The sequence below is a fragment of the Paenibacillus sp. J5 genome (assembly GCF_054955055.1).
Genome location: NZ_JBUEDD010000009.1, coordinates 190,336 through 214,384 on the forward strand (window position 1 = coordinate 190,336; position 24,049 = coordinate 214,384).

Annotated in this window: 22 protein-coding genes and 1 other annotated feature; all 22 genes read left to right on the forward strand. The window is 51.8% G+C overall.

The genetic code is table 11. The annotated features are described in order from the left end of the window. The first annotated feature begins 16 nt into the window (after positions 1-16). The 22 genes from gltX (at position 17) to tuf (ending at position 23,993) form a co-directional block, all read left to right on the forward strand. Positions 17-1,480, forward strand: coding sequence for a glutamate--tRNA ligase (gene gltX, locus ACY1JZ_RS17675; RefSeq protein WP_462630339.1), 1,464 nt, complete (start codon positions 17-19; stop codon positions 1,478-1,480). A 510-nt stretch (positions 1,481-1,990) separates the two neighbouring features. Next, positions 1,991-2,659: a serine O-acetyltransferase gene (gene cysE, locus ACY1JZ_RS17680; protein WP_270167851.1), complete on the forward strand. Its 669-nt coding sequence runs from the start codon at positions 1,991-1,993 to the stop codon at positions 2,657-2,659. Positions 2,660-2,662: 3 nt separating this feature from the next. Then, a complete protein-coding gene (gene cysS / locus ACY1JZ_RS17685) occupies positions 2,663-4,087 on the forward strand; it encodes a cysteine--tRNA ligase (protein ID WP_462630340.1) in 1,425 nt (474 codons plus the stop codon). 50 nt (positions 4,088-4,137) lie between these two features. Next, positions 4,138-4,587: a Mini-ribonuclease 3 gene (locus ACY1JZ_RS17690; RefSeq protein ID WP_462630376.1), complete on the forward strand. Its 450-nt coding sequence runs from the start codon at positions 4,138-4,140 to the stop codon at positions 4,585-4,587. Then, a complete protein-coding gene (rlmB, locus tag ACY1JZ_RS17695; RefSeq protein ID WP_462630341.1) occupies positions 4,584-5,384 on the forward strand; it encodes a 23S rRNA (guanosine(2251)-2'-O)-methyltransferase RlmB in 801 nt (266 codons plus the stop codon). The genes ACY1JZ_RS17690 and rlmB overlap by 4 nt, the downstream gene beginning before the upstream one ends. A gap of 3 nt (positions 5,385-5,387) precedes the next feature. Continuing rightward, entirely contained in the window at positions 5,388-5,912 is a 525-nt protein-coding gene (locus tag ACY1JZ_RS17700) for an NYN domain-containing protein (RefSeq protein WP_462630342.1), read from the forward strand. 273 nt (positions 5,913-6,185) lie between these two features. Then, positions 6,186-6,809 (forward strand): RNA polymerase sporulation sigma factor SigH, encoded by a 624-nt coding sequence (gene sigH / locus ACY1JZ_RS17705; RefSeq protein WP_442954939.1) that lies wholly within the window; start codon positions 6,186-6,188, stop codon positions 6,807-6,809. Positions 6,810-7,176: 367 nt separating this feature from the next. Next, a complete protein-coding gene (gene rpmG, locus ACY1JZ_RS17710; RefSeq protein WP_081666981.1) occupies positions 7,177-7,326 on the forward strand; it encodes a 50S ribosomal protein L33 in 150 nt (49 codons plus the stop codon). Positions 7,327-7,343: 17 nt separating this feature from the next. After that, positions 7,344-7,553, forward strand: a complete 210-nt coding sequence (gene secE, locus ACY1JZ_RS17715; RefSeq protein WP_270167858.1) for a preprotein translocase subunit SecE — start codon at positions 7,344-7,346, stop codon at positions 7,551-7,553. Positions 7,554-7,576: 23 nt separating this feature from the next. Beyond that, complete coding sequence (nusG, locus tag ACY1JZ_RS17720; protein WP_028559464.1) at positions 7,577-8,110, forward strand: transcription termination/antitermination protein NusG; 534 nt, start codon at positions 7,577-7,579, stop codon at positions 8,108-8,110. Positions 8,111-8,225: 115 nt separating this feature from the next. Next, entirely contained in the window at positions 8,226-8,651 is a 426-nt protein-coding gene (gene rplK / locus ACY1JZ_RS17725; RefSeq protein WP_270167861.1) for a 50S ribosomal protein L11, read from the forward strand. Between the two features lie 102 nt (positions 8,652-8,753). Next, positions 8,754-9,446: a 50S ribosomal protein L1 gene (rplA, locus tag ACY1JZ_RS17730; protein WP_462630343.1), complete on the forward strand. Its 693-nt coding sequence runs from the start codon at positions 8,754-8,756 to the stop codon at positions 9,444-9,446. A gap of 11 nt (positions 9,447-9,457) precedes the next feature. Then, positions 9,458-9,621: a sequence feature (ribosomal protein L10 leader region), on the forward strand. Positions 9,622-9,679: 58 nt separating this feature from the next. Next, positions 9,680-10,183 (forward strand): 50S ribosomal protein L10, encoded by a 504-nt coding sequence (gene rplJ, locus ACY1JZ_RS17735; protein ID WP_270167864.1) that lies wholly within the window; start codon positions 9,680-9,682, stop codon positions 10,181-10,183. A gap of 127 nt (positions 10,184-10,310) precedes the next feature. Continuing rightward, complete coding sequence (gene rplL / locus ACY1JZ_RS17740) at positions 10,311-10,673, forward strand: 50S ribosomal protein L7/L12 (protein WP_270167865.1); 363 nt, start codon at positions 10,311-10,313, stop codon at positions 10,671-10,673. A gap of 113 nt (positions 10,674-10,786) precedes the next feature. Continuing rightward, the gene (locus ACY1JZ_RS17745) at positions 10,787-11,401 is read left to right on the forward strand and encodes a class I SAM-dependent methyltransferase (protein ID WP_462630344.1); all 615 of its coding nucleotides are present in this window, start codon (positions 10,787-10,789) and stop codon (positions 11,399-11,401) included. Between the two features lie 380 nt (positions 11,402-11,781). Further along, the gene (gene rpoB / locus ACY1JZ_RS17750; RefSeq protein ID WP_270167867.1) at positions 11,782-15,345 is read left to right on the forward strand and encodes a DNA-directed RNA polymerase subunit beta; all 3,564 of its coding nucleotides are present in this window, start codon (positions 11,782-11,784) and stop codon (positions 15,343-15,345) included. A 62-nt stretch (positions 15,346-15,407) separates the two neighbouring features. After that, positions 15,408-19,028 (forward strand): DNA-directed RNA polymerase subunit beta', encoded by a 3,621-nt coding sequence (gene rpoC, locus ACY1JZ_RS17755; protein ID WP_270167868.1) that lies wholly within the window; start codon positions 15,408-15,410, stop codon positions 19,026-19,028. 227 nt (positions 19,029-19,255) lie between these two features. Continuing rightward, positions 19,256-19,486 (forward strand): ribosomal L7Ae/L30e/S12e/Gadd45 family protein, encoded by a 231-nt coding sequence (locus ACY1JZ_RS17760; protein ID WP_270167869.1) that lies wholly within the window; start codon positions 19,256-19,258, stop codon positions 19,484-19,486. 148 nt (positions 19,487-19,634) lie between these two features. Further along, positions 19,635-20,054, forward strand: coding sequence for a 30S ribosomal protein S12 (rpsL, locus tag ACY1JZ_RS17765; protein WP_028559473.1), 420 nt, complete (start codon positions 19,635-19,637; stop codon positions 20,052-20,054). A 67-nt stretch (positions 20,055-20,121) separates the two neighbouring features. Continuing rightward, entirely contained in the window at positions 20,122-20,592 is a 471-nt protein-coding gene (gene rpsG, locus ACY1JZ_RS17770; protein WP_270167870.1) for a 30S ribosomal protein S7, read from the forward strand. 28 nt (positions 20,593-20,620) lie between these two features. After that, entirely contained in the window at positions 20,621-22,699 is a 2,079-nt protein-coding gene (gene fusA / locus ACY1JZ_RS17775) for an elongation factor G (protein ID WP_270167872.1), read from the forward strand. Positions 22,700-22,802: 103 nt separating this feature from the next. Then, complete coding sequence (gene tuf, locus ACY1JZ_RS17780; RefSeq protein WP_462630345.1) at positions 22,803-23,993, forward strand: elongation factor Tu; 1,191 nt, start codon at positions 22,803-22,805, stop codon at positions 23,991-23,993. Positions 23,994-24,049: the final 56 nt, after the last annotated feature.

Genomic DNA, 24,049 nt, shown 5'->3' on the forward strand with positions numbered 1-24,049 from the left:
GGGAGAGAATGAAGCGATGGCACAGGAAGTAAGAGTACGCTATGCCCCTTCGCCAACCGGGCATCTGCATATTGGCAATGCGCGCACGGCGCTGTTCAACTATTTGTTTGCGCGCAAGCATGGCGGCAAGCTCATTATTCGCATTGAGGATACCGATGTGAAGCGCAATGTGGCGGGCGGCGAGGAGAATCAGCTAACCTATCTGAAGTGGCTGGGCATTAGCTGGGATGAGAGTATTGACGTCGGCGGCGCCTACGGCCCTTACCGTCAGACCGAGCGGCTGGAGCTGTATCGCGAATGCTATGAGCAGTTGCTTCGCAACGGCCAGGCGTATTACTGCTACTGCACTGAGGAGGAGCTGGAGCAGGAGCGTGAAGAGCAGATGGCACGAGGCGAGACGCCGCGCTATTCTGGACGCCATCGCGGTCTGACCGCAGAGCAGCGCCAAGCCTTCGAGGCGGAGGGGCGCATCCCAAGCATCCGTTTCCGCGTGCCTGAGGGCAAGCGTTATACGTTCCAGGATATGGTCAAGGGCGAGATCGGCTTCGATACGGCGGAGATGGGCGATTTCGTCATCGTGAAGAAGGATGGCATTCCGACCTATAATTTTGCTGTCGTTATCGATGATCACCAGATGAAGATCAGCCATGTGCTACGGGGAGAGGATCATATCTCCAACACGCCGCGCCAATTGATGATCTATGAAGCATTAGGCTGGGAGCCGCCCGTATTCGGCCATATGACGCTGATCGTCAATGAACAGCGCAAGAAGCTGAGCAAGCGCGATGAGTCGATTATCCAGTTCATCGAGCAGTATGACGAGCTGGGCTATCTGCCGGAGACGCTGTTCAACTTCATCGCCTTGCTGGGCTGGTCGCCCGAGGGCGAGCAGGAGATGTTCACCCGCGAGGAGCTGGCGGACATCTTCGATGAATCCCGTCTGAGCAAGAGTCCAGCGGTGTTTGATACGCAGAAGCTGGCCTGGATGAACAATGAATATATTAAGAAAGCGGACACGGCGCGCATCGTTGATCTATGCCTGCCGCATCTGCAGCGCGCAGGCAAAGCAAGCACGCAGACGGATGCTGCGGAATATGAATGGGTAAGCGCACTTGTCAAGCTGTATCAGGATAAGCTGCGCTGCGCGGCCGATATTGTCGAGCTGACCGAGCTGTTCTTCCGCGAGGAGCCGGCAGACGAGGAGGAGGCTGCCGCGGTGCTGGCCGAGGAGCAGGTGCCTGCGGTGCTGCAGGCGTTCGCCGCTCAGGTAGAGGGCGCAGCGGACGGCGATTTCTCGGCGGATAGCATCAAGGCGATGATCAAGGCGGTTCAGCAGCAGACGGGATGCAAGGGCAAGCAACTGTTTATGCCGATTCGCGCTGCGCTGACAGGTCAGACGCATGGCCCGGATCTGAATGAGACGATCCGATTGCTTGGACGCAGCAAGGTGCTGACCCGTCTTCAGGCTAGGCTCGGCTAGCGGTCGCTTCGCAGGCTGCATCTTGCCGCTTGTCAACCCTGATGCAAAGGGGTATACTAGGTTCAAATAATGACGAAACAGGCATAGAACAGGAAAAGTACGTTTTGAAGGGATTCCCAGAGAGGACAACCGCACGCGAACCCTGACGCTCTTTGGAGTGCGCATCTTCGCTGCCCGCTGGAAGTTGTCCATTCCCGAAGGCGGAACATGCACCTGGGAGCTTTGCTCCGAGCCGGATAGATGCGGGCAGAACGCTGCTTGCCTATGCGGGGTAGGCGGCAACGTGACGCTCGCGTTAAGAGCATGTGAGGGATACAGGTGTCAACAGCGGTTGAGCCTTGTTGTCTGAAGCGAAGTGGAACCACGATGATACGTCTTCGCAGCCATATGGCTGCGAAGATTTTTTGTTATACAGGACGTTTATTTGAAGCATCGAGGAAAGCATCCGGCTGGAGCAGGTTATCACGCATCGGAGCGATAACAGATTGTTTTCTGAAAGGGGGGCGTGCTATGTTCAGGCATTTCAAATCGGATATTCAGGCGGTATTCGAGAATGATCCTGCGGCGCGTAGCAAATTTGAGGTGATCTTCACCTACTCTGGCCTGCATGCGATATGGTGGCATCGAATCGCTCATTTCCTCTATCGGAAACGGTGGTATACACTGGCACGGGTCATCTCGCAGGCGAGCCGATTTTTCACGGGCATCGAGATTCATCCTGGCGCTGTCATCGGAGAGCGGCTGTTTATTGACCACGGGATGGGGGTTGTCATCGGAGAGACCTGTGTGATTGGTGATGATGTGGTCATCTACCAGGGTGTAACGCTCGGAGGAACAGGCAAGGAGAAGGGCAAGCGGCACCCCACCATTGGCAACGGAGTCGTGGTAGGGTCGGGAGCGAAGGTGCTGGGAAGCTTCACGGTAGGAGAAGGGTCCAGCATCGGAGCCAATTCGGTGGTCGTGCGCGAGGTTCCGCCGGGCAGCACGGTCGTTGGCATTCCAGGCAAAATCGTGCGCAGCAACGGCAAGCGCGTCAGTGATCGCCTGGATCATAGCCAGCTTCCTGACCCGGTCATCGAGACATGCCGCAGGCTGCAGCAGGAGCTGGATGAGCTGCGGGAGCAGATGGATAACATGAAGAAAGAAGCGAGACTGCCGGTGGGCAGCGGAGGAGAGTGACCTATGACTGTGCTGATCTATAATTCATTGACCCGCGAGAAGGAGGAATTCGTGCCGCAATCGCCGGGCAAGGTAAAAATGTATGTGTGCGGGCCGACTGTCTACGATTATATCCATATCGGCAATGCTCGTCCGGTAATCTTCTTTGATACGGTGCGTCGCTATCTTGAGCATAGAGGCTATGATGTCAACTATGTCATGAATTTTACGGATGTGGACGACAAGCTGATTCGCAAGGCAGAGCAGACGGGGCAGACGGTGCCCGAGGTGGCGGAGACATTCATTGCGGCGTTCAATGAGGATATTGAAGCGCTCGGTGTGCGCAAGGCGACGAGCAACCCCCGTGTGACAGAGCATATTGCGGAAATTATCAGCTTCATTGCAGCGCTGGTGGATAAGGGAGCCGCTTATGAGAGTGAAGGCGATGTGTACTTTAGAACCTCCAGCTTCGAGGAGTATGGCAAGCTGTCGCATCAGAATCTGGAGGAGCTGCAGATGGGCATTCGGATCGAGATCGGCGAGCGTAAAGAGAATGCCCAGGATTTTGTCCTATGGAAGGGAGCCAAGCCGGGCGAGATCAACTGGGATAGCCCGTGGGGAGCTGGACGTCCGGGCTGGCACATCGAGTGCTCCGCTATGGCGCGAGAATATTTGGGGGACACGCTGGATATTCATGGCGGCGGTGCAGATCTGCAGTTTCCGCATCATGAATGCGAGGTCGCTCAGTCGGAATCCTGCACAGGGCAGCCGCTTGCCAACTACTGGATGCATAACGGCTATATCCATATCGACAATAAGAAAATGTCCAAGTCGCTCGGCAATGGGGTTACCGTTCGCGCGCTCCTGGAACGCGCCAAGCCACAAGCGATTCGTTACTTCATGCTGGCTACCCACTATCGGAGCCCGCTGAATTTCAACGAATCGACGATGGAGCAGGCTCAGAGCAGCGTTGAGCGGATCAGCAATTGCGAAGCGAATCTGGAGCATCGGCTGGCAGCGCTGCCTTCTATAGGACAGCCGGAGCAGCCGACGGAGCTCGCCGCCGAGGTGTTGAAGCGGCTGGAGGGGATCGAGGCCGGATTCCATAGCAAGATGAGCGATGACTTCAATACGCCAGATGCGATTACAGCGGTGTTCGAGCTGGTGAATGAGGCGAACCAGTATCTGCAGCAAGAGGTTGCTGAAGCTGTAGTGCTGGAGGCCTTGCTGGCTATGCTGCGTCGCTTCGACGAGGTGCTGGGTCTCCTGCCGCAGAAGCAAGCGGAGCATGGGCTGCTCGACGAGGAGGTTGATCGGCTGATTGCGGAGCGCAACACAGCTCGGCAGGAGAAGAACTGGGCGCGTGCAGACGAGATTCGCGACCTGCTGGCGGGGCAGGGCATCGTGTTGGAGGATACGCCGCAAGGCATCCGCTGGCGGCGCAAATGATGAAGCCGGAACAGGCAGGTGGTACGCCTGCGGAGAAGCAGAAGCAGCCCATGGAGAGCGGCGTCCAGAACGGGCTGTGGTTCCATCCCCCAGCAAAGGAACCGCAGCAGATGAGTCCGGTCGTGCTGGCCTACATCGGGGATGCCGTATTTGAGCTGCTGGTACGCCAGTATTTGCTCGCGCAGCCCAATCATCGTCTGCATCATCTTCATAAGGAAGCGACCTCGATGGTGTCGGCGAAGGCGCAATGTGCGCTGCTGCATCGGCTGATGCCGCTGCTTACGGACGAGGAGGCGGATGTCGTCAGGCGGGGACGCAATGCCAAGTCGGGCAACCCGCCCAAAAATGCAGACCCGCAGGAATATCGCCATGCAACCGCGCTGGAGTGCTTGTTCGGTTACTTGTATTACCATAAGCGCAGCGCCCGGATACAGGAGCTGTTAGAGATTGCTATTCAGAGAACTTCAGTCGCGGCAGGCGAAGAGGAGGAAACGACATGACGGATCAGGAAAGACAGGAAGAATGGATTGCCGGGAAGCACCCGGTGCTGGAGGCGTTGCGCTCCGGTCGTGAGATCAACAAAATTCTGGTTGCAGAGCAGGCGCAAAAGCATGCGGTGCTGCCAATTGTAACCGAAGCGAAAAAGCTGGGCGTTGTCATCCAGCATGTCGATAAACGCAAGCTGGATCAACTGGCTGCGGGCGTGCAGCATCAAGGGGTAGTCGCCCAGGTAGCTGCTTACCGCTATGCCGAGGTGGAGGAAATGCTGGAGCTTGCAGCCTCCCGCGGTGAACAGCCGCTGCTGCTGTTGCTGGATGAGATCGAAGACCCGCATAACCTGGGCTCTATCCTGCGGACGGCAGAATGCACTGGTGTTCATGGGGTGATCATCCCGAAGCGTCGATCCGCTTCGCTGACAGCGACCGTCTCCAAGACATCGGCCGGCGCGGCGGAGCATATGCTCGTTGCCCGTGTGACTAATCTGGGACAGACGATCGACAAGCTGAAGGATGGAGGGGTCTGGATCGCCGGAGCCGATGTGGCCGCACAGGGCGATGTCTATCAATCCGACTTCAACATGCCGCTTGCCATCGTAATCGGCAATGAGAGCAAGGGAATAGGCAGGCTCATCCGTGAGAAATGCGATTTCCTGGTGAAACTGCCGATGCTCGGCAAGCTTAATTCATTGAATGCCTCGGTTGCAGCAGGCGTGCTCATGTATGAAGCGGTGCGTCAACGGCTTGGCTATGGCAGCAAGGGCAAGGCTGCGACAGGCGCAGCGGCGCAGGAAACGTAAGCCATGAGCCGTCTTCAAGATATTCTGCTGGTGGACGGATATAACATCATTGGGGCTTGGCCCGAACTCGAAAGACTCAAGGAGCTTGGGCTAGAGGAGGCACGCGACCGTCTGCTTGATCTGTTGGCAGATTATCAAGGCTTTACAGGAATGAAGGTCTATGTCATCTTCGATGCGCACCGGGTTCCGGGTCTGGGGGCTTCCTACAAGCAACATAAACTGACTATCCAATATACCAAGGAGAAGGAGACGGCCGATGAATGCATTGAGCGTCTGGTTATTGAGCTGACTCGGCGTGGACGCCATATCTATGTAGCCACCTCCGATCTGGTGGAGCAGCATGTGGCCTTTGGCAAGGGGGCGCTGCGGATTTCAGCGCGGGAGCTGCTGATTAACATCGAGCAAAATCAGAAGGAGATTGGCGCACAGGTGAGATCTGGTCAAGACGGCAACCGCAATTCATTGGATGGAATTGTGAGCTTGGATGTATGGAGCCGCTTGGAAAGAATGCGCAGAGGCGATTCCTGAAGTAATTAGTAGTATTAATTGAATAAAATTGGAAATTTTATGGACTCAGACTTATTGACGATGTCAGGTTACATAATGTATACTGGCTCTATGTATAAATATTAGTTTCTATGAAATACCAGCAGTTTGATAGTTTGTTTGCTGTGGAACGATGAGCATCTATCAGACGGCAGCAGCCACCTTTATGCTAGATTATTCGTTGCTAGGTCAGAGCAGTGTATGCCTTGCAGGCCGGAGGGATAGTGAGTGAGCATCGACCTCAGAGATTTGAATATGCACGAATATGATTGCAGAACGGATGAAGATGTGGTTGAAGCGGTCCGGGAAGGCGATGGGATTGCCCTGGAGTATTTGATTAACAAATACAAGAATTTTGTCAGGGCAAAGGCGCGTTCTTACTTTCTGATCGGAGCGGACCGGGAAGATATTGTTCAGGAAGGCATGATCGGCCTGTACAAGTCCATCCGTGATTTTAAGGGAGACAAGCTGGCTTCATTCAAGGCTTTTGCAGAGTTGTGCATAACGAGACAGATTATTACCGCCATTAAGACAGCGACCAGACAGAAACATATTCCTCTTAATTCTTATGTGTCCTTGGATAAGCCTATCTATGATGAAGACTCCGACCGTACATTATTGGATGTCATCTGTGGCTCGAGAGTATCCGACCCGGAAGAATTGATTATTAACCAAGAGGAATTCATTGGCTTGGAGGACAAGCTTGCCGAAATTCTAAGTGATCTGGAGCGCAAAGTGCTAAGGCTCTATCTTGATGGTCGTTCGTATCAGGAGATCGCTGTAGATTTAGACCGGCATGTGAAGTCGATCGATAATGCCTTGCAGCGTGTCAAGCGCAAGCTAGAGCGTTATCTGGAGATTCGTGACGTATCAGGCTAACCGGCTTGCTTGCCGAAGAGATATTCGGGAGGTAGGCCGGCGCTTTTTTTATAGACTTCGCCGACGACAGTGATGCAGCAGATGCCCAAGCCATTCCAAAAAAAGTAATTGCTGGGGCTATAAGATAGGCTATACTGGGCAATACTGGAGCGGGGTGGATACGCCGCGAGACCAAGCAGGTCAAGGCTTGGGAGACATTACCGAACGAGTTTCTCGTTGACATGGCATGGTGATTGTGATAAAGTGTTTTAGGTAGCCCAAAATATGCATATGTTTTGAACGGGTTTTGAATCCTCGGATTCAACATAAACGTTTATGCAAGTGTACGACATGCAATGAGAAGGTTAGTTTCGGGAGGTGTACTTGAATGCGGGTAATTATTACGTTGGCATGCACGAACTGCAAGCAAAGAAACTACACAACCAACAAAAACAAACGGAATCACCCCGACCGCATCGAGATGAAGAAGTTCTGCAAGTTTTGTAACGAGCATACTCCTCATCGCGAGACTCGATAGTTAATGGAGGTGTGGACGTGACATTTCTAGCGAAGATGAAGCAGGGTTTTGGTTCGTCATTTGCCTTCTTTGCGGACGCCTATGCTGAGCTCAAAAAAGTTCGCTGGCCGAATCGTAAAGAGCTGACAAGCTACACAATTGTAGTTATCGTGACAGTTTTGGCCGTCGGCATTTACTTTTGGCTTCTTGACATCGGGATCTCTAGATTGGTCGAACTGATTGATTAAGAAGTGTCCAAAGGTGGCTTGTTATGGAAAAAAGATGGTATGTAGTTCACACGTATTCCGGCTATGAGAACAAGGTGAAGACGAATCTCGAGAAACGTGTAGAATCTATGGGCATGGAGGACAAGATTTTTCGTGTGCTCGTACCTATGGAAGAAGAGATCGTCAACAAAGACGGCAAGAAGAAGACCGTTATGAGGAAAGTATATCCCGGCTATGTTCTAGTCGAGATGGTGCAGACCGATGACTCTTGGTATGTTGTTCGCAACACGCCTGGTGTGACGGGCTTCGTTGGATCTACAGGGTCCGGCTCCAAGCCGACCGCATTGCTTCCAGATGAGGTAGACCAGATTCTGAAGCATATGGGCATTGAAGAGCCGAAACCGGTGATCGAATTCGATTTGAAAGAATCGGTTCGCGTCAAAGTAGGGCCTTTCGCTAATTTTGTCGGTACAGTAGAAGAGATTCTACTCGACAAGAGCAAGCTGAAGGTTCATGTTAACATGTTTGGAAGGGAAACCCCTCTTGAGCTGGACTACACTCAGGTGGAGAAGATATAATCGTCTGGTTTTCTGGACAGCATTCGCAGTTAGCTGACACGCGGCTGCGATGGTGGGAGGGAATGGCAATTGCTGTACCCGTCTGACCACACTACAGGGCAAGGAGGTGTCTACTATGGCAAAAAAAGTCATCAAGATGGTAAAGCTGCAAGTGCCAGCAGGTAAAGCGAATCCGGCTCCGCCGATCGGTCCAGCGCTTGGTCAAGCAGGTGTTAACATCATGGCATTCTGTAAGGAGTTCAACGCTCGTACAGCAGATCAAGCGGGATTGATTATTCCGGTTGTTATCTCGGTGTTTGAGGATCGTTCGTTCACGTTCGAGACCAAGACGCCGCCGGCTGCAGTTCTTCTTCGCGTAGCTGCTGGAATCGATAAAGGTTCAGGCGAGCCAAACAAGAAGAAAGTTGCTTCCGTTTCGCGTGCGAAAGTTCGTGAGATTGCAGAACAAAAAATGCCTGACCTGAATGCAGCGTCCGTTGAAGCGGCAATGCTGATGATCGAAGGTACAGCCCGCAGTATGGGCGTTACAATTACCGACTAATTTCGGTGAATTGTGTGCAGCAGACAAGCGTGTCGGCTGCAGTGGGAGGATCATCCGTTATGGAGGATTTTCCGTTATGACCACATGAGGAGGAATATCTAAATGGCAAAGCGTGGCAAGAAGTACCAAGAAGCCGTTAAGCTGTTCGACAGCGAAGCGACATATGAGCCAGCTCAAGCGATTGAACTGGTCAAAAAAGCAGCATCTGCTAAGTTTGATGAATCCGTAGAAGTTGCCGTCCGTCTGGGCGTTGACCCTCGGAAACAAGACCAGGCTGTTCGCGGTGTAGTTGTATTGCCGCACGGCACAGGTAAAACAAAGCGCGTACTGGTATTCGCGAAAGGCGAAAAAGTGAAGGAAGCCGAAGCGGCTGGAGCAGATTATGTAGGCGATGCCGACATGATCAACAAAATTCAGCAAGGCTGGTTCGAATTCGACGTCTGCGTAGCAACACCAGACATGATGGCGGAAGTTGGTAAACTGGGTCGTATTCTCGGTGGTAAAGGCCTTATGCCTAACCCTAAAGCCGGTACTGTAACGTTTGACGTTGCCAAAGCGGTTCAAGAGATTAAGGCTGGTAAAATCGAGTACCGTCTGGATAAAGCAGGTCAAATCCATGCTCCAATCGGTAAAGTATCCTTCGACGCTGAGAAGCTGAACGAAAACCTTCGTTCTCTGGTTGAAGCGTTGGTGCGTGCTAAACCGGCTGCAGCCAAAGGCGTTTACCTGAAAAACATCGCGATTTCTTCCACTATGGGCCCTAGCGCTCGTGTGAACACAGCGGTATACCGCTAAGAATTCGCTCTGACAATTGAACATGCATGCCGTAGACAGTAGGTGCGTTCAGCTTAATTTCCTACCGAGGTGTTATGATATATAGTTTATGCTGATCTTGGAGCTCTATAGCCTGGGAACACATAGCGTAATCATGGCCTTCGCTCGGTTAGCGGGGGCCTTTTCTCATGTATCGGACATCGGAATGGAGCTTGCGGTTACGGTTTGTACAAATACTACAGGAGGTGTAAAGCTTGGCTAACGCAAAAATCATTCAAGAAAAACAACAAGCGGTTGAAGAGATTGCTGCGAAGTTTCGCGAGAGCAACTGTACAGTTGTTGCGGACTATCGTGGTCTGAACGTTGCTCAAGTAACTGAACTGCGCAAGCAGCTTCGTGAAGCCGGCATTGAATTTCAAGTGCTGAAGAACTCGCTCGTTCGTCGTGCGACTGCTGCAACTGAGCTGACTGAGCTTGACCAAGTGCTGACCGGTCCAACCGCGATTGCATTTGCAAAAGACGATGTTGTTGCTCCAGCGAAAATTTTGAGCAACTTCGCCAAAAAGAACGACGCTCTGGAAATTAAAGGCGGCGTTGTTGAAGGGCAAGTTGTAGGCGTAGAACAACTGAAAGCTCTGGCTGATCTGCCTTCTCGCGAAGGTTTGCTCTCCATGTTGCTCAGCGTGCTGCAAGCACCTGTCCGCAACTTCGCGCTTGCAGTTAAAGCTGTTGCCGAAAAGCAAGAACAACAAGCGTAAACGGCTGATGCCAACTTTAGTTGGCAGAGCAGCGCTGCCCTATGGCAGGACGCCGAGGCCAAAGCATGAACCAAAACAATGCATTGCATGACTACCAATACAAAATTAAATCTATGGAGGTTCAACCATGAGTAAAGAGCAAATCTTGGAAGCAATCAAAGGCATGAACGTTCTTGAACTGAACGACCTGGTTAAAGCAATCGAAGAAGAATTTGGTGTAACTGCAGCAGCTCCTGTAGCTGTAGTAGCTGGCGGCGGCGCTGCTGAAGTTGCTGAGCAAACAGAATTCGACGTAATTCTGACTAACGCTGGCGCTTCCAAAATCAACGTTATCAAAGTTGTTCGCGAAATCACAGGTCTTGGCCTGAAAGAAGCGAAAGACGTTGTTGACAATGCTCCAAAACCAATCAAAGAGAAAGTATCCAAAGAGGATGCTGAAGCTGTTAAAGCAAAACTCGAAGAAGCTGGCGCTTCCGTAGAAGTGAAGTAATAGCCTTCTTGCACTATAGCAAACCCCTTGGAGCCGTGCTTCAAGGGGTTTGCTTACGCTTATTATCTGTTTGTGCCTCTTGGTAGCATGCAGACTAGAAGAGGAGGGAAATGATGTCCGATCACTACTATACACAAAAGCCGGCAGCCAAGCAGGATCGTCAAATTCATGAAGCCATCCTCCGGGGGAAAACCTACCGTTTTGCAACGGATGCTGGCGTATTCTCCAAGGCGGGTGTCGATTATGGCAGCAGAGTGTTGATTGAAGCTGTGCAATTGAATGCTGCAGATGAGGTGCTCGATGTGGGCTGCGGTTATGGCCCGATCGGACTGGCAGCATCCATGCTCGTTCCACAGGGACGAGTCACCATGATAGATATCAATGAACGGGCGGTTGAGCTTGCCATGTACAATGCCGCACATAATGGAATTTCCAATGTTGAAGTACTGCAAAGCGATCTGTATGCTGCTGTCCAAGGTCGCAGCTTCGATGTTATCTTGACGAATCCGCCGATCCGTGCCGGTAAAGCTGTCGTTCATCGTATCTTCGAGGAGGGCTGGTCTCTGCTGCGTCCTGGCGGGCAAATGTGGGTAGTGATTCAAAAAAAGCAGGGGGCTCCTTCAGCCTGGACAAAGCTCGAAGCCTTGTATGACAAGGTGGAGGAAATAACGAAGGATAAGGGGTATCGTATCTTTCGTGCTGTCAAGCAGGGATCAGAAAATAGTTGACCTGTTCTTTTGTTTGTGGTATTATTATAAAATGTCAGCATTAGGCTAGGTGAAAACCCTTTAGCTGATTAAAATGTCAAGTGTTATTTTTTGAAGGCAGACATGCATAATATTTTAGCATTTGACGTATAATGTTTAGATTTTGGGCAAAATTACTTGATATGAGATCATGCGGCAACTGTGCCGCGCCGACCGCTGAGAAACACGCTCTTTTTTCGAACTACTTTCGATAAGGGCTTTTCTTTATTGGGATATAAGAAAGTGGCGTTTTCAAGCATAGCTTTCTTATGTTCCATTTATATGCACTGTTGAAGCAATTTGACAGTCAGTATTGTTAGCGCCTGGTTCTTGAAATGGAAGACCTGAGCGTTGAAGCAGACATGAGGGGTGAGGTTAAGTTGGCAGGACAACTTGTTCAGTATGGCCGACGCACGCGTAGAAGCTATGCTCGCATTAACGAGGTGCTCGAGGTTCCGAACCTGATTGAAATTCAGCAAAAATCGTATGAAAAATTTCTGGAGCGCGACTTACTTGAGCTGTTTCAAGATATTTCGCCTATTCAGGATTTTACGGGCAATTTGTCGCTGGAGTTTATCGATTACAGTTTGGGCGAACCGAAATATTCGGTTGACGAGTCAAAGGAACGCGACGTCACGTATGCTGCTCCATTACGGGTTAAGGTGCGGCTGATTAACAAAGAAACCGGCGAAGTGAAGGAACAAGAAGTGTTTATGGGCGACTTCCCGCTGATGACTGAAACCGGCACCTTTATTATTAACGGGGCAGAACGGGTAATCGTCAGCCAATTGGTGCGCTCACCCAGCGTTTACTTCAGCACAAAGGTAGACAAGAACGGCAAGAAGACGTACACAGCGACAGTGATTCCAAACCGCGGGGCCTGGCTGGAGCTGGAGACCGATGCAAAGGATATTGTCTATGTGCGGATCGACCGTACACGGAAAATTCCGGTAACGGTATTGCTGCGTGCGCTGGGCTTTGGCACCGATGCCGAGATCTTGGATCTGCTCGGGCATGATGAGTATATCCGCAATACGCTGGACAAGGACAACACCGATTCGACGGATAAGGCATTGATCGAAATCTACGAGCGCCTGCGTCCGGGCGAGCCGCCTACGCTGGATAATGCGAAGAGCTTGCTCGTTGCCCGTTTCTTTGATCCGAAGCGTTATGATCTGGCGAATGTAGGTCGCTATAAGATCAACAAGAAGCTTCATATTAAGAACAGACTGTTCAACCAGCGTCTTGCAGAGACACTGATTGATCCAAGCACAGGTGAAATTCTGGCTGAAAGCGGACAGATGATTGATCGTCGTCTGCTGGATGAAATTTTGCCGCTTCTGGAGAAGAACGTTGGCTTTAAGACATACCATGTTGCCGGCGGCGTCATGGATGCTAGTAGTATTCCACTGCAGACCATCAGCGTATTCTCTCCGCACGAAGACGGCAAGATTATTAAAGTTATTGCGAACGGCTTGATTGACAAGTCCGTCAAACATATTACACCGGCTGACATTATCGCTTCCATTAACTACTTCCTTAACCTGCTGCATGGTGTTGGAAGCACAGATGATATTGACCATCTTGGCAACCGCCGTCTCCGCTCTGTAGGTGAGCTGCTCCAGAACCAATTCCGGATCGGCCTGTCCCGCATGGAGAGGGTTGTTCGTGAGCGTATGTCCATCCAGGATGCGAATGCGATCACGCCTCAGGCTCTGATCAATATTCGTCCAGTCATTGCATCGATTAAGGAGTTCTTCGGCAGCTCGCAGTTGTCCCAGTTCATGGATCAGACGAACCCGCTCGCAGAGCTGACGCATAAGCGCCGTCTGTCTGCGCTCGGTCCGGGCGGTCTGACACGTGAGCGTGCAGGCTTTGAGGTGCGTGACGTTCACCACTCTCACTATGGCCGCATGTGTCCGATCGAGACGCCGGAGGGACCGAATATCGGTCTGATCAACTCCTTGTCTACCTTTGCCCGCATCAACGAATATGGCTTCATTGAAGCTCCATACCGTTGGGTCGATCCGAAGACCAGTATCGTTACAGAGCAGATTGCTTACCTGACTGCGGACGAGGAGGATAACTATGTTATCGCTCAGGCGAATGCGCAGTTAACACCGGAAGGCAAATTTGCAGAAGAGAATGTCATCGTTCGTTACAACAAGCAGGCGGATAACATCTTGACGATGCCGAGCGAGCGAGTTGACTATATGGACGTATCGCCGAAGCAGGTGGTATCGGTCGCAACGGCGCTAATTCCGTTCCTTGAAAATGATGACTCCAACCGTGCGCTGATGGGCTCCAACATGCAGCGGCAGGCGGTGCCGCTCTTGATTCCGAAGGCTCCGCTTGTCGGTACAGGAATGGAGCATAAGTCGGCGAAGGATTCCGGCGTATGTATCGTCAGCAAATATGATGGCTACATTGAGCGCGTATCCGCCAATGAGGTTGCGCTGCGCCGCGTTGAGATTGTAGATGGCAAGCAGATTACCGGGGATCTGGTGAAGCATAAGCTGCATAAGTTTATGCGTTCCAACCAAGGTACCTGCATCAACCAGCGTCCGATCGTGCGCAAGGGCGAATTCGTCAAGAAGGGCACGATTCTGGCAGATGGACCATCGACCGAGATGGGCGAGCTGGCATTGGGGCGCAACGTCGTCGTTGCCTTCATGACGTGGGAGGGCTACAACTACGAGGATGCGATCTTGCTTAGCGAGAAGCTTGTGAAAGAGGACGTGTATACCTCCATTCACATTGAGGAATATGAATCCGAAGCTCGTGATACGAAGCTTGGACCTGAGGAAATCACGCGCGACATCCCGAACGTCGGGGAAGAAGCGCTGAAGAATCTCGACGAGCGCGGCATTATTCGCGTTGGAGCCGAGATTGGCGCAGGAGACATCCTCGTCGGCAAGGTAACGCCTAAGGGGGTTACGGAGCTGACAGCGGAGGAGCGGCTGCTGCATGCGATCTTCGGTGAGAAGGCGCGTGAGGTTCGCGATACATCGCTGCGCGTGCCGCATGGTACCGACGGAATCGTGGTTGATGTGAAGGTGTTCACCCGTGAGAACGGCGATGAGCTGCCACCGGGAGTGAATCAACTGGTTCGTGCCTATATCGCTCAGAAACGTAAAATCTCTGAAGGCGATAAGATGGCGGGACGTCACGGAAACAAAGGGGTTATCGCCCGCATCCTGCCGGAAGAAGATATGCCGTTTCTGCCGGATGGCACACCTGTAGAGGTTGTGCTCAATCCGCTAGGGGTACCTTCACGGATGAATATCGGTCAGGTGCTGGAGGTTCACCTTGGCATGGCGTGTAAGCATTTGGGCATTCATGCTGCAACTCCGGTATTTGACGGAGCGAATGAATATGATGTATTCGACACGATGGAAGAAGCCGGCATGCAGCGCAACGGTAAGACGATCCTCTACGACGGAAGAACAGGGGAGTCGTTCGAACGCGAGGTTACGGTTGGTGTCATGTACATGATCAAGCTGGCGCACATGGTTGACGACAAAATCCATGCTCGCTCTACAGGGCCGTACTCGCTCGTTACTCAGCAGCCTCTCGGCGGTAAAGCCCAGTTCGGCGGACAGCGTTTCGGGGAGATGGAGGTATGGGCGCTTGAGGCCTATGGCGCAGCCTACACCTTGCAAGAGATATTGACCGTCAAATCCGATGATGTCGTTGGTCGGGTGAAAACGTATGAATCGATCGTTAAGGGCGAGAACGTGCCGGAGCCAGGCGTTCCAGAGTCGTTCAAGGTTCTTATTAAAGAGCTTCAAAGCTTGGGGATGGATGTGAAGATCCTGACCGAGAACGAAGAAGAGATCGAGATGAAAGAGATCGACGATGAAGATGACAATACGGGCGATAAGCTGAACCTCAACCTGGAAGGTGCAGAGGTAGGCGCCGAGTAACAGCAGGCTTTGGATGGAATGGGTTACTAAGGTACTGACACAGTCTTAAGGAGGGTTGCTCCTTGTTGGATGTTAACAACTTCGAGTATATGAAAATCGGTCTGGCTTCTCCCGACAAGATCCGTTCGTGGTCGCGCGGGGAAGTCAAAAAACCGGAAACGATCAACTACCGCACACTGAAGCCGGAGAAGGAAGGTCTGTTCTGCGAGAAGATCTTCGGACCCCAGAAGGACTGGGAATGTCACTGCGGCAAATATAAAAGAGTGCGTTACAAGGGCGTAGTGTGCGATCGCTGTGGCGTGGAAGTAACACGCGCCAAGGTACGCCGCGAGCGGATGGGTCATATTGAGCTGGCCGCTCCGGTATCGCATATCTGGTATTTCAAAGGCATCCCGAGCCGCATGGGTCTGGCGCTGGATATGTCTCCTCGTTCACTCGAGGAGATTATCTACTTCGCTTCCTACGTGGTGACTGATCCAGGAGATACACCGCTGGAGAAAAAGCAGTTGCTGTCCGAGAAGGAGTACCGCAGCTACCGTGAGAAGTACGGATATGGCTTCCAGGCGGGCATGGGCGCTGAAGCAGTCAAGAAGCTGCTGCAGGACATCGACGTTGAGCGCGAGCTGGAAACGCTGAAGGAAGAGCTGCGCACTGCTCAGGGTCAGCGTCGCAACCGCGCGATCAAGCGCCTGGAGGTTATCGAGGCTTTCCGTAATTCCGGCAATGAGCCGGAGTGGATGATTCTCGATGTGCTGCCTGTTATTCCTCCAGAGCTGCGCCCGATGGTGCAACTGGATGGCGGACGTTTCGCAACCTCCGACTTGAATGACCTGTATCGCCGTGTCATCAACCGTAACAACCGCCTGAAGCGCCTGCTGGATCTGGGAGCGCCAGATATTATCGTTCAGAACGAGAAGCGCATGCTGCAAGAAGCGGTGGACGCGCTGATCGATAATGGTCGCCGCGGTCGTCCGGTCACTGGACCGGGCAATCGTCCGCTCAAGTCGCTCAGCCATATGCTGAAGGGCAAGCAGGGGCGGTTCCGCCAAAACTTGCTGGGTAAACGGGTCGATTACTCCGGTCGTTCGGTTATCGTTGTCGGACCAAGCCTGAAGATGTATCAGTGTGGTCTGCCGAAGGAAATGGCGCTGGAGCTGTTCAAGCCGTTCGTTATGAAGGAACTGGTCAACAAAGGTCTGGCTCATAATATTAAGAGCGCCAAGCGCAAAGTAGAGCGTGTCAGCCCGGAAGTATGGGATGTGCTTGAGGAAGTCATCAAGGAGCATCCGGTACTGCTGAACCGTGCCCCTACGCTGCATAGACTGGGTATTCAGGCATTTGAGCCGATTCTTGTAGAGGGTCGCGCCATTAAGCTGCATCCGCTCGTCTGTACCGCTTATAACGCGGACTTTGACGGTGACCAGATGGCGGTTCACGTTCCGCTGTCGGCCGAGGCACAGGCTGAGGCTCGCTTGCTGATGCTGGCTTCGGGCAATATCCTTAACCCTAAGGATGGTAAGCCGGTCGTTACGCCTTCTCAGGATATGGTTCTGGGAAGCTTCTATCTGACGATGGATAACCCAGAAGCCAAAGGCTCCGGCTCCATCTTCGGCACAGTGAATGAAGCGATCTCTGCTTATCAGCGCGGTATTGTCTCGCTGCATGCGCGGATCGTTATCCCAGTTAAGGTGCTCAAGAAACAGACGTTTACAGAAGAACAGCAAAATTCGCTGATTGCCACAACAGTCGGCAAGGTTATCTTCAACGAAATATTCCCGGACACGTTCCCGTACATCAATGAGGCCACCAAGGTCAATCTGCTGAATGGAACACCGGATAAATATTTTATCACCAAAAAAGGCACCGACATGCGTGAATTCATGATGTCCCTGCCCGTCGCCGGCGCAGTCGGCAAGGAGTATCTCGGACAAGTGATCGGAGAATGCTTCCGTATCTACCATACTACGCAAACCTCGATCATTCTGGACAAAATCAAGCAGCTTGGCTTTACCTACTCGACCAAGGCCGGTATTACGATCGCAGTGTCCGACGTTATTGTGCCTCAGGAGAAAAATCAGATTCTGGTTGAATCTGACGAGAAGGTCAGAGTGGTTACGAATCAGTACCGTCGCGGTCTGATTACGAACGAGGAGCGCTACGACCGTGTCATCGGCATCTGGAGCAGAGCGAAGGATCAGATTACAGATATTCTGATGAAATCCATGGATCGCTACAATTCCATCATGCTCATGGTGGACTCCAAGGCGCGGGGTAACAAATCTCAGATCACCCAGCTTGGTGGTATGCGGGGTCTGATGGCGAACCCATCCGGTCGGATCATCGAATTGCCTATCAAATCGAACTTCCGCGAAGGCCTGACCGTATTGGAATACTTTATTTCCACGCACGGCGCGCGTAAAGGTCTGGCGGATACGGCGCTGCGGACAGCAGACTCAGGATATCTGACTCGCCGTCTTGTAGACGTAGCCCAGGATGTGATTGTTCGCGAGGATGATTGCGGTACAGATAAAGGGTTCAGTGTTAGCAAAATTCAAGATGGCAAAGAGGTTATCGAGGATCTGTACGACCGTATCGAGGGTCGTTACTCCTTCGAGACTGTGCGTCATCCGAAGACGGGCGAGGTAATCGTCAATCGCAATGAGCTGATCGATTCCAACAAGGCAGATGCGATCGTTGAAGCCGGTGTTGAACGCTTGCAGATCCGTTCTGTATTGAGCTGTCGTGCCCGTCATGGCGTCTGCAAAATCTGTTACGGCCGCAACCTGGCAACAGGCAAGCATGTCGAGATCGGCGAAGCTGTAGGCATCATCGCAGCGCAATCGATCGGTGAGCCGGGAACGCAGCTCACGATGCGTACATTCCATACCGGGGGCGTTGCCGGAGACGATATTACCCAAGGTCTTCCGCGTATTCAGGAGCTGTTCGAGGCGCGTAATCCTAAAGGCCAAGCGATTATCACCGAGCTGGACGGCGTGGTGAAGGAGATTCGTGAAGCGAAGGATCGCCGCGAGATCGAGGTTCAAGGCGAAGCGGAGTCCAAAGTGTATTCTGTTACCTACGGCTCGCGTATCCGCGTAACGGAGGGGCAGCAGATTGAAGCAGGCGATGAGCTGACTGACGGCTCCATCGATCCGAAGGATATGCTGCGCATCAAGGGCATCCGCGGCGTTCAGAACTATATCCTGCAGGAAGTTCAACGCGTATATCGTAACCAGGGTGTAGAAATCAACGACAAGCACGTTGAAGTAATGATCAAGCAGATGCTTCGTAAAATCCGAATCGTTGATGCCGGAGATACGACACTGCTCCCAGGCGCGTTCGTTGACATTCATGAATATGAGGCAGCTAACCGCGAGGCGATCTTCGCTGACAAGGAACCGGCCGTTGCCAAACCAGTGTTGCTCGGGATTACGAAGGCGTCACTGGAAACCGACTCCTTCCTGTCTGCGGCTTCCTTCCAGGAGACGACTCGTGTCCTGACTGATGCTGCTATCAAGGGCAAGGTCGACCAACTCCTTGGACTCAAGGAGAACGTCATTATCGGGAAGCTGATCCCTGCGGGAACAGGTATGAACCGCTATCGCAGCGTTCGCTTTGCCGGTATGGAGGAAGAGACGCTGGCCGGAGAAGAACAACTGGAGAGCGTTCCTGTAGAATCCTAATTCGGAGCTGTATAGGAATCGGGGGTGCGGTTAAGGCAGACATTTTGTCTTGACCTGCATCCCCTTTACCTGATATTATAGAATAGTTTGCTGCACTTTTTATATTAGGATCACAAGTAGCTTGACATGATGGGTTATGAGATGCTAATATAGCGAAGTGTGCCTAGAATGTATGGATGGTTCTGTACTTGAGCGAGCGAGAAGATAGTATAGAAGGATGAGATCCCATGGCATTTAAGATCGGCACGAAGCAAACGGCTAAAGCTGTTGAACAGCGCTCGGCTGTCGCAGTGTATGTGGCTGATGATGCAGATCCGAAATTGACAACACGCATTGTCGAGCGGAGCCTGCAAGCTGGAATTGAAGTGATCCGGGTAGAGACGATGAAGCATCTCGGACAGATGTGCGGGATTGAAGTCGGGGCTGCGATGGCCGCTTGGGTTCCTGATGAAGAATGATGGTTGCACCCGTTTTTGCTGGTTAACTCTTGAGATTGACTGGCGGAAACTTTTGTTTGTTTATGAATGAACCGCCTGGGTCTGTGGGCTTAAATTTTAAGTAGGGCAAGGCATTGTTCATGGTCAATTATGGGAAGGGGGTGGCAGCATGCCAACAATTAATCAGCTAGTTCGCAAAGGCCGTCAGGCTAAAGTGGTAAAATCCAAATCTCCTGCACTTCAGAGAGGTTTCAACGCGCTCAAGCGTGAGGAGACAGGTCAAAGCTCCCCGCAAAAACGCGGTGTATGTACTCGTGTAGGGACAATGACTCCGAAAAAACCGAACTCCGCCCTGCGGAAATATGCGCGTGTACGTTTGACGAACCGCGTTGAGGTTACGGCTTACATTGGCGGGATCGGGCACAACCTGCAAGAGCACAGCGTCGTACTGGTTCGTGGAGGCCGGGTTAAAGACCTTCCGGGTGTACGTTATCACATCGTTCGCGGTGCGCTTGATACTGCAGGTGTTAACAACCGTAAACAAGCTCGTTCCAAATACGGCACGAAGCGTCCGAAAGAGAAAAAGTAAGATAGCCTGAAGTCGGAAAAAGTTCCGGCACGCAGGATGACTATGAGAAGAAAGGGGGACTTCCTCAGTGCCACGTAAAGGTCCAGTAACAAAAAGGGATGTACTGCCGGATCCGGTGTACAACAGCAAGCTGGTTACTCGTCTGATCAACCGTATCATGCTCGACGGTAAGCGCGGAGTAGCCCAAACCATTCTGTATGATGCGTTCAACCTGATCAAAGAGCGTACAGGCAACGATCCTATGGAAGTGTTTGAGACTGCAATCAAAAACATCATGCCAGTGCTTGAAGTTAAAGCTCGTCGTGTCGGCGGTGCCAACTATCAAGTGCCGATCGAGGTTAAGCCTGAGCGCCGTACTGCGCTTGGTCTGCGCTGGTTGGTGAACTACTCTCGCAATCGCGGAGAGAAAACAATGGTGGAGCGTTTGGCAGCAGAGATTATCGATGCTTCCAACAACACCGGCGCTTCCGTTAAGAAACGTGAAGATACGCACAAAATGGCGGATGCGAACAGAGCGTTTGCTCACTACCGCTGGTAGGATTTAAAACACGAAAGGAGACAAATTCATGGCTAGAGAGTTCTCCTTGAAAAATACGCGTAATATCGGTATCATGGCGCATATCGATGCGGGTAAAACGACGACTACCGAACGGATTCTGTTCTATACAGGCCGTACCCACAAAATCGGTGAAGTGCACGATGGTGGCGCTACGATGGACTGGATGGAGCAGGAGCAGGAGCGCGGAATTACGATTACTTCCGCTGCGACTACCGCTCAATGGAAGGGTCACCGCATTAATATCATTGATACTCCGGGTCACGTTGACTTCACTGTTGAAGTTGAACGCTCCCTGCGTGTATTGGACGGGGCCGTTGGGGTTTTCAGTGCAAAAGAGGGCGTAGAGCCTCAGTCTGAAACCGTATGGCGTCAGGCTGACCGTTATGGTGTTCCACGTATTGCTTATGTCAATAAAATGGACATCATCGGTGCAGATTATTTGAATGTAATTACTAGCATGCGTGAGCGTCTCCAAGCAAATGCGGTAGCGATTCAGCTTCCAATCGGAGCTGAGAACGACTTTATCGGCCTGGTAGACATCGTTGAGCGCAAAGCTTACAAGTATAAAGATGATCTGGGTAAAGATCCGGAAGAAATCGAAATCCCGGCTGAACTGAAAGAGAAAGTTGAAGAGCTTCGTCTTGAGCTGGTAGAGAAAGTTGCCGAGCTTGACGAAGAGCTGACAATGAAGTATCTTGAAGGCGAAGAGATTTCGATCCCTGAGATCAAAGCTGCGCTCCGCAAGGGCGTATGTGAAGTGAAAATCTTCCCAGTTGTCTGCGGTTCTTCTTACCGCAACAAAGGTGTGCAATTCGTATTGGATGCTGTTGTAGATTACCTGCCAGCTCCAACCGACGTTCCAGACATCAAGGGTGTTCTTGAAGACGGAACAGAAACTGTTCGCAAATCTGCTGACGATCAACCGTTCGCAGCATTGGCGTTCAAGATTGCTACCGACCCGTTCGTGGGTAAACTGACGTTCTTCCGCGTGTATTCTGGAGTTCTGAATTCCGGTTCCTACGTGCTGAATGCCACTAAAGGCAAGCGCGAAAGAATTGGACGTATCCTTCAGATGCATGCGAACAGTCGTGAAGAGATTTCCGTGGTATACTCTGGAGATATTGCTGCTGCGGTGGGTCTGAAAGACACCATCACTGGCGACACGCTCTGCGATGAGAAAAACCCGGTTATTCTTGAATCCATGAACTTCCCTGAGCCGGTTATCGAGATTGCTATCGAGCCAAAAACGAAAGCCGACCAGGACAAAATGGGCGTAGCGCTCTCCAAGCTGGCTGAGGAAGATCCAACCTTCCGCGCGTACACGGATGAAGAGACGAACCAAACGATCATCGCTGGTATGGGTGAGCTTCACCTGGAAATCATCGTTGACCGTATGCGTCGTGAATTCAAAGTGGAAACCAATGTTGGTAAGCCGCAGGTAGCCTATCGTGAGACCTTCCGCACTCCTGCTAAAGTTGAAGGTAAATTCGTTCGTCAGTCCGGCGGCCGTGGTCAATACGGTCACGTATGGATCGAGTTCGAGCCTCAAGAGCCAGGAGAAGGATTTGTATTCGAGAACAAAATCGTCGGTGGTGTTGTACCGCGTGAGTATGTTCCGGCTGTTCAAGCTGGTATCGAAGAGTCGATGAAGAACGGCGTTCTGGCTGGCTTCCCGCTCGTTGATATCAAAGCTAGAATCGTTGACGGATCTTACCATGACGTCGACTCCTCTGAGATGGCGTTTAAGATTGCAGGTTCCATGGCGCTCAAAGCAGCGAAGGATAAATGTAATCCGGTTCTGCTTGAGCCAATCATGAAAGTGGAAGTTACTGTTCCTGAAGAGTACATGGGTGACGTTATGGGCATGCTGAACTCCCGTCGCGGTCGCATCGAAGGTATGGATTCCCGTGCAGGCGCACAAATTATCCGTGCCAAGGTGCCTTTGGCTGAGATGTTCGGTTACTCCACAACGCTTCGCTCCGGTACACAAGGACGCGGTGTTTTCGCAATGGAGCTGTCTCACTATGAAGAGGTTCCAAGATCGATCTCGGAAGAGATTATCTCCAAAACCAAAGGCGCTCAATAAGAGCTGTCTGAACACACAAGTGCATTTGGCCTGATGATTGCCTTCACCGGCTTTTATCTGGCCCACACATATAATTCCCAATTATTAAGGAGGATTAAGTTCAATGGCAAAGGCTAAATTTGAACGTAATAAACCGCACGTTAATATCGGTACCATCGGTCACGTTGACCATGGTAAAACAACTCTGACTGCTGCCATCACTACCGTTCTTTCCAAAAGATACGGCGGCGCAGCTATCGCTTTTGACCAAATCGACAAAGCTCCAGAAGAGCGCGAGCGCGGGATCACAATCTCCACTTCCCACGTAGAATATGAAACACCTAACCGTCACTATGCACACGTTGACTGCCCAGGTCACGCCGACTACGTTAAAAACATGATCACTGGTGCAGCTCAAATGGACGGAGCAATCCTGGTTGTATCCGCTGCTGACGGCCCTATGCCGCAAACTCGCGAGCACATCCTGCTGTCCAAGCAAGTAGGCGTTCCTTACATCGTCGTATTCCTGAACAAATGCGACATGGTTGAAGACGAAGAGCTTCTGGAACTGGTTGAGATGGAAGTTCGTGACCTGCTGAACGAATATGAGTTCCCAGGCGACGACACTCCAATCATCCGTGGTGCTGCTCGTGAAGCACTGGCTAACCCAGATGGTCCTTGGGCTGACAAAGTTGTTGAACTGTTCGAACAGATCGACGCTTATATCCCAACTCCAGAGCGTGACGTTGACAAGCCTTTCCTGATGCCTGTCGAGGACGTATTCACAATCACTGGTCGTGGTACAGTTGCTACAGGTCGCGTAGAGCGCGGTGCTGTTAAAGTAGGCGACGAGGTTGAAATCGTTGGTCTGGCTGAAGAAGCTCGCAAATCCGTATGTACTGGCGTAGAGATGTTCCGCAAATTGCTGGACTCCGCTCAAGCTGGTGACAACATCGGTGCGTTGCTGCGTGGTGTTGAGCGTAAAGACATCGAGCGTGGTCAAGTTATCTCCAAACCAGGTTCCGTTAAGCCTCACACTAACTTCACAGCTCAAATCTACGTCCTGACTAAAGAAGAGGGCGGACGTCATAAGCCTTTTTTCACAGGCTACCGTCCACAGTTCTACTTCCGTACAACTGACGTAACAGGTATCATCAACCTGCCAGAAGGCAGCGAAATGGTAATGCCTGGTGACAACATCACCGTTACCGTTGAACTGATCGCTCCTATCGCGATCGAAGAAGGTACTCGCTTCGCGATCCGCGAAGGCGGCCGTACTGTAGGCGCTGGCGCTGTTGCTACTATCCAAAAATAAGCGGGCTGCAGCATTAGCTGCTTCTGCTTACACAAAGTGCAAGCTCATGGGTTTAT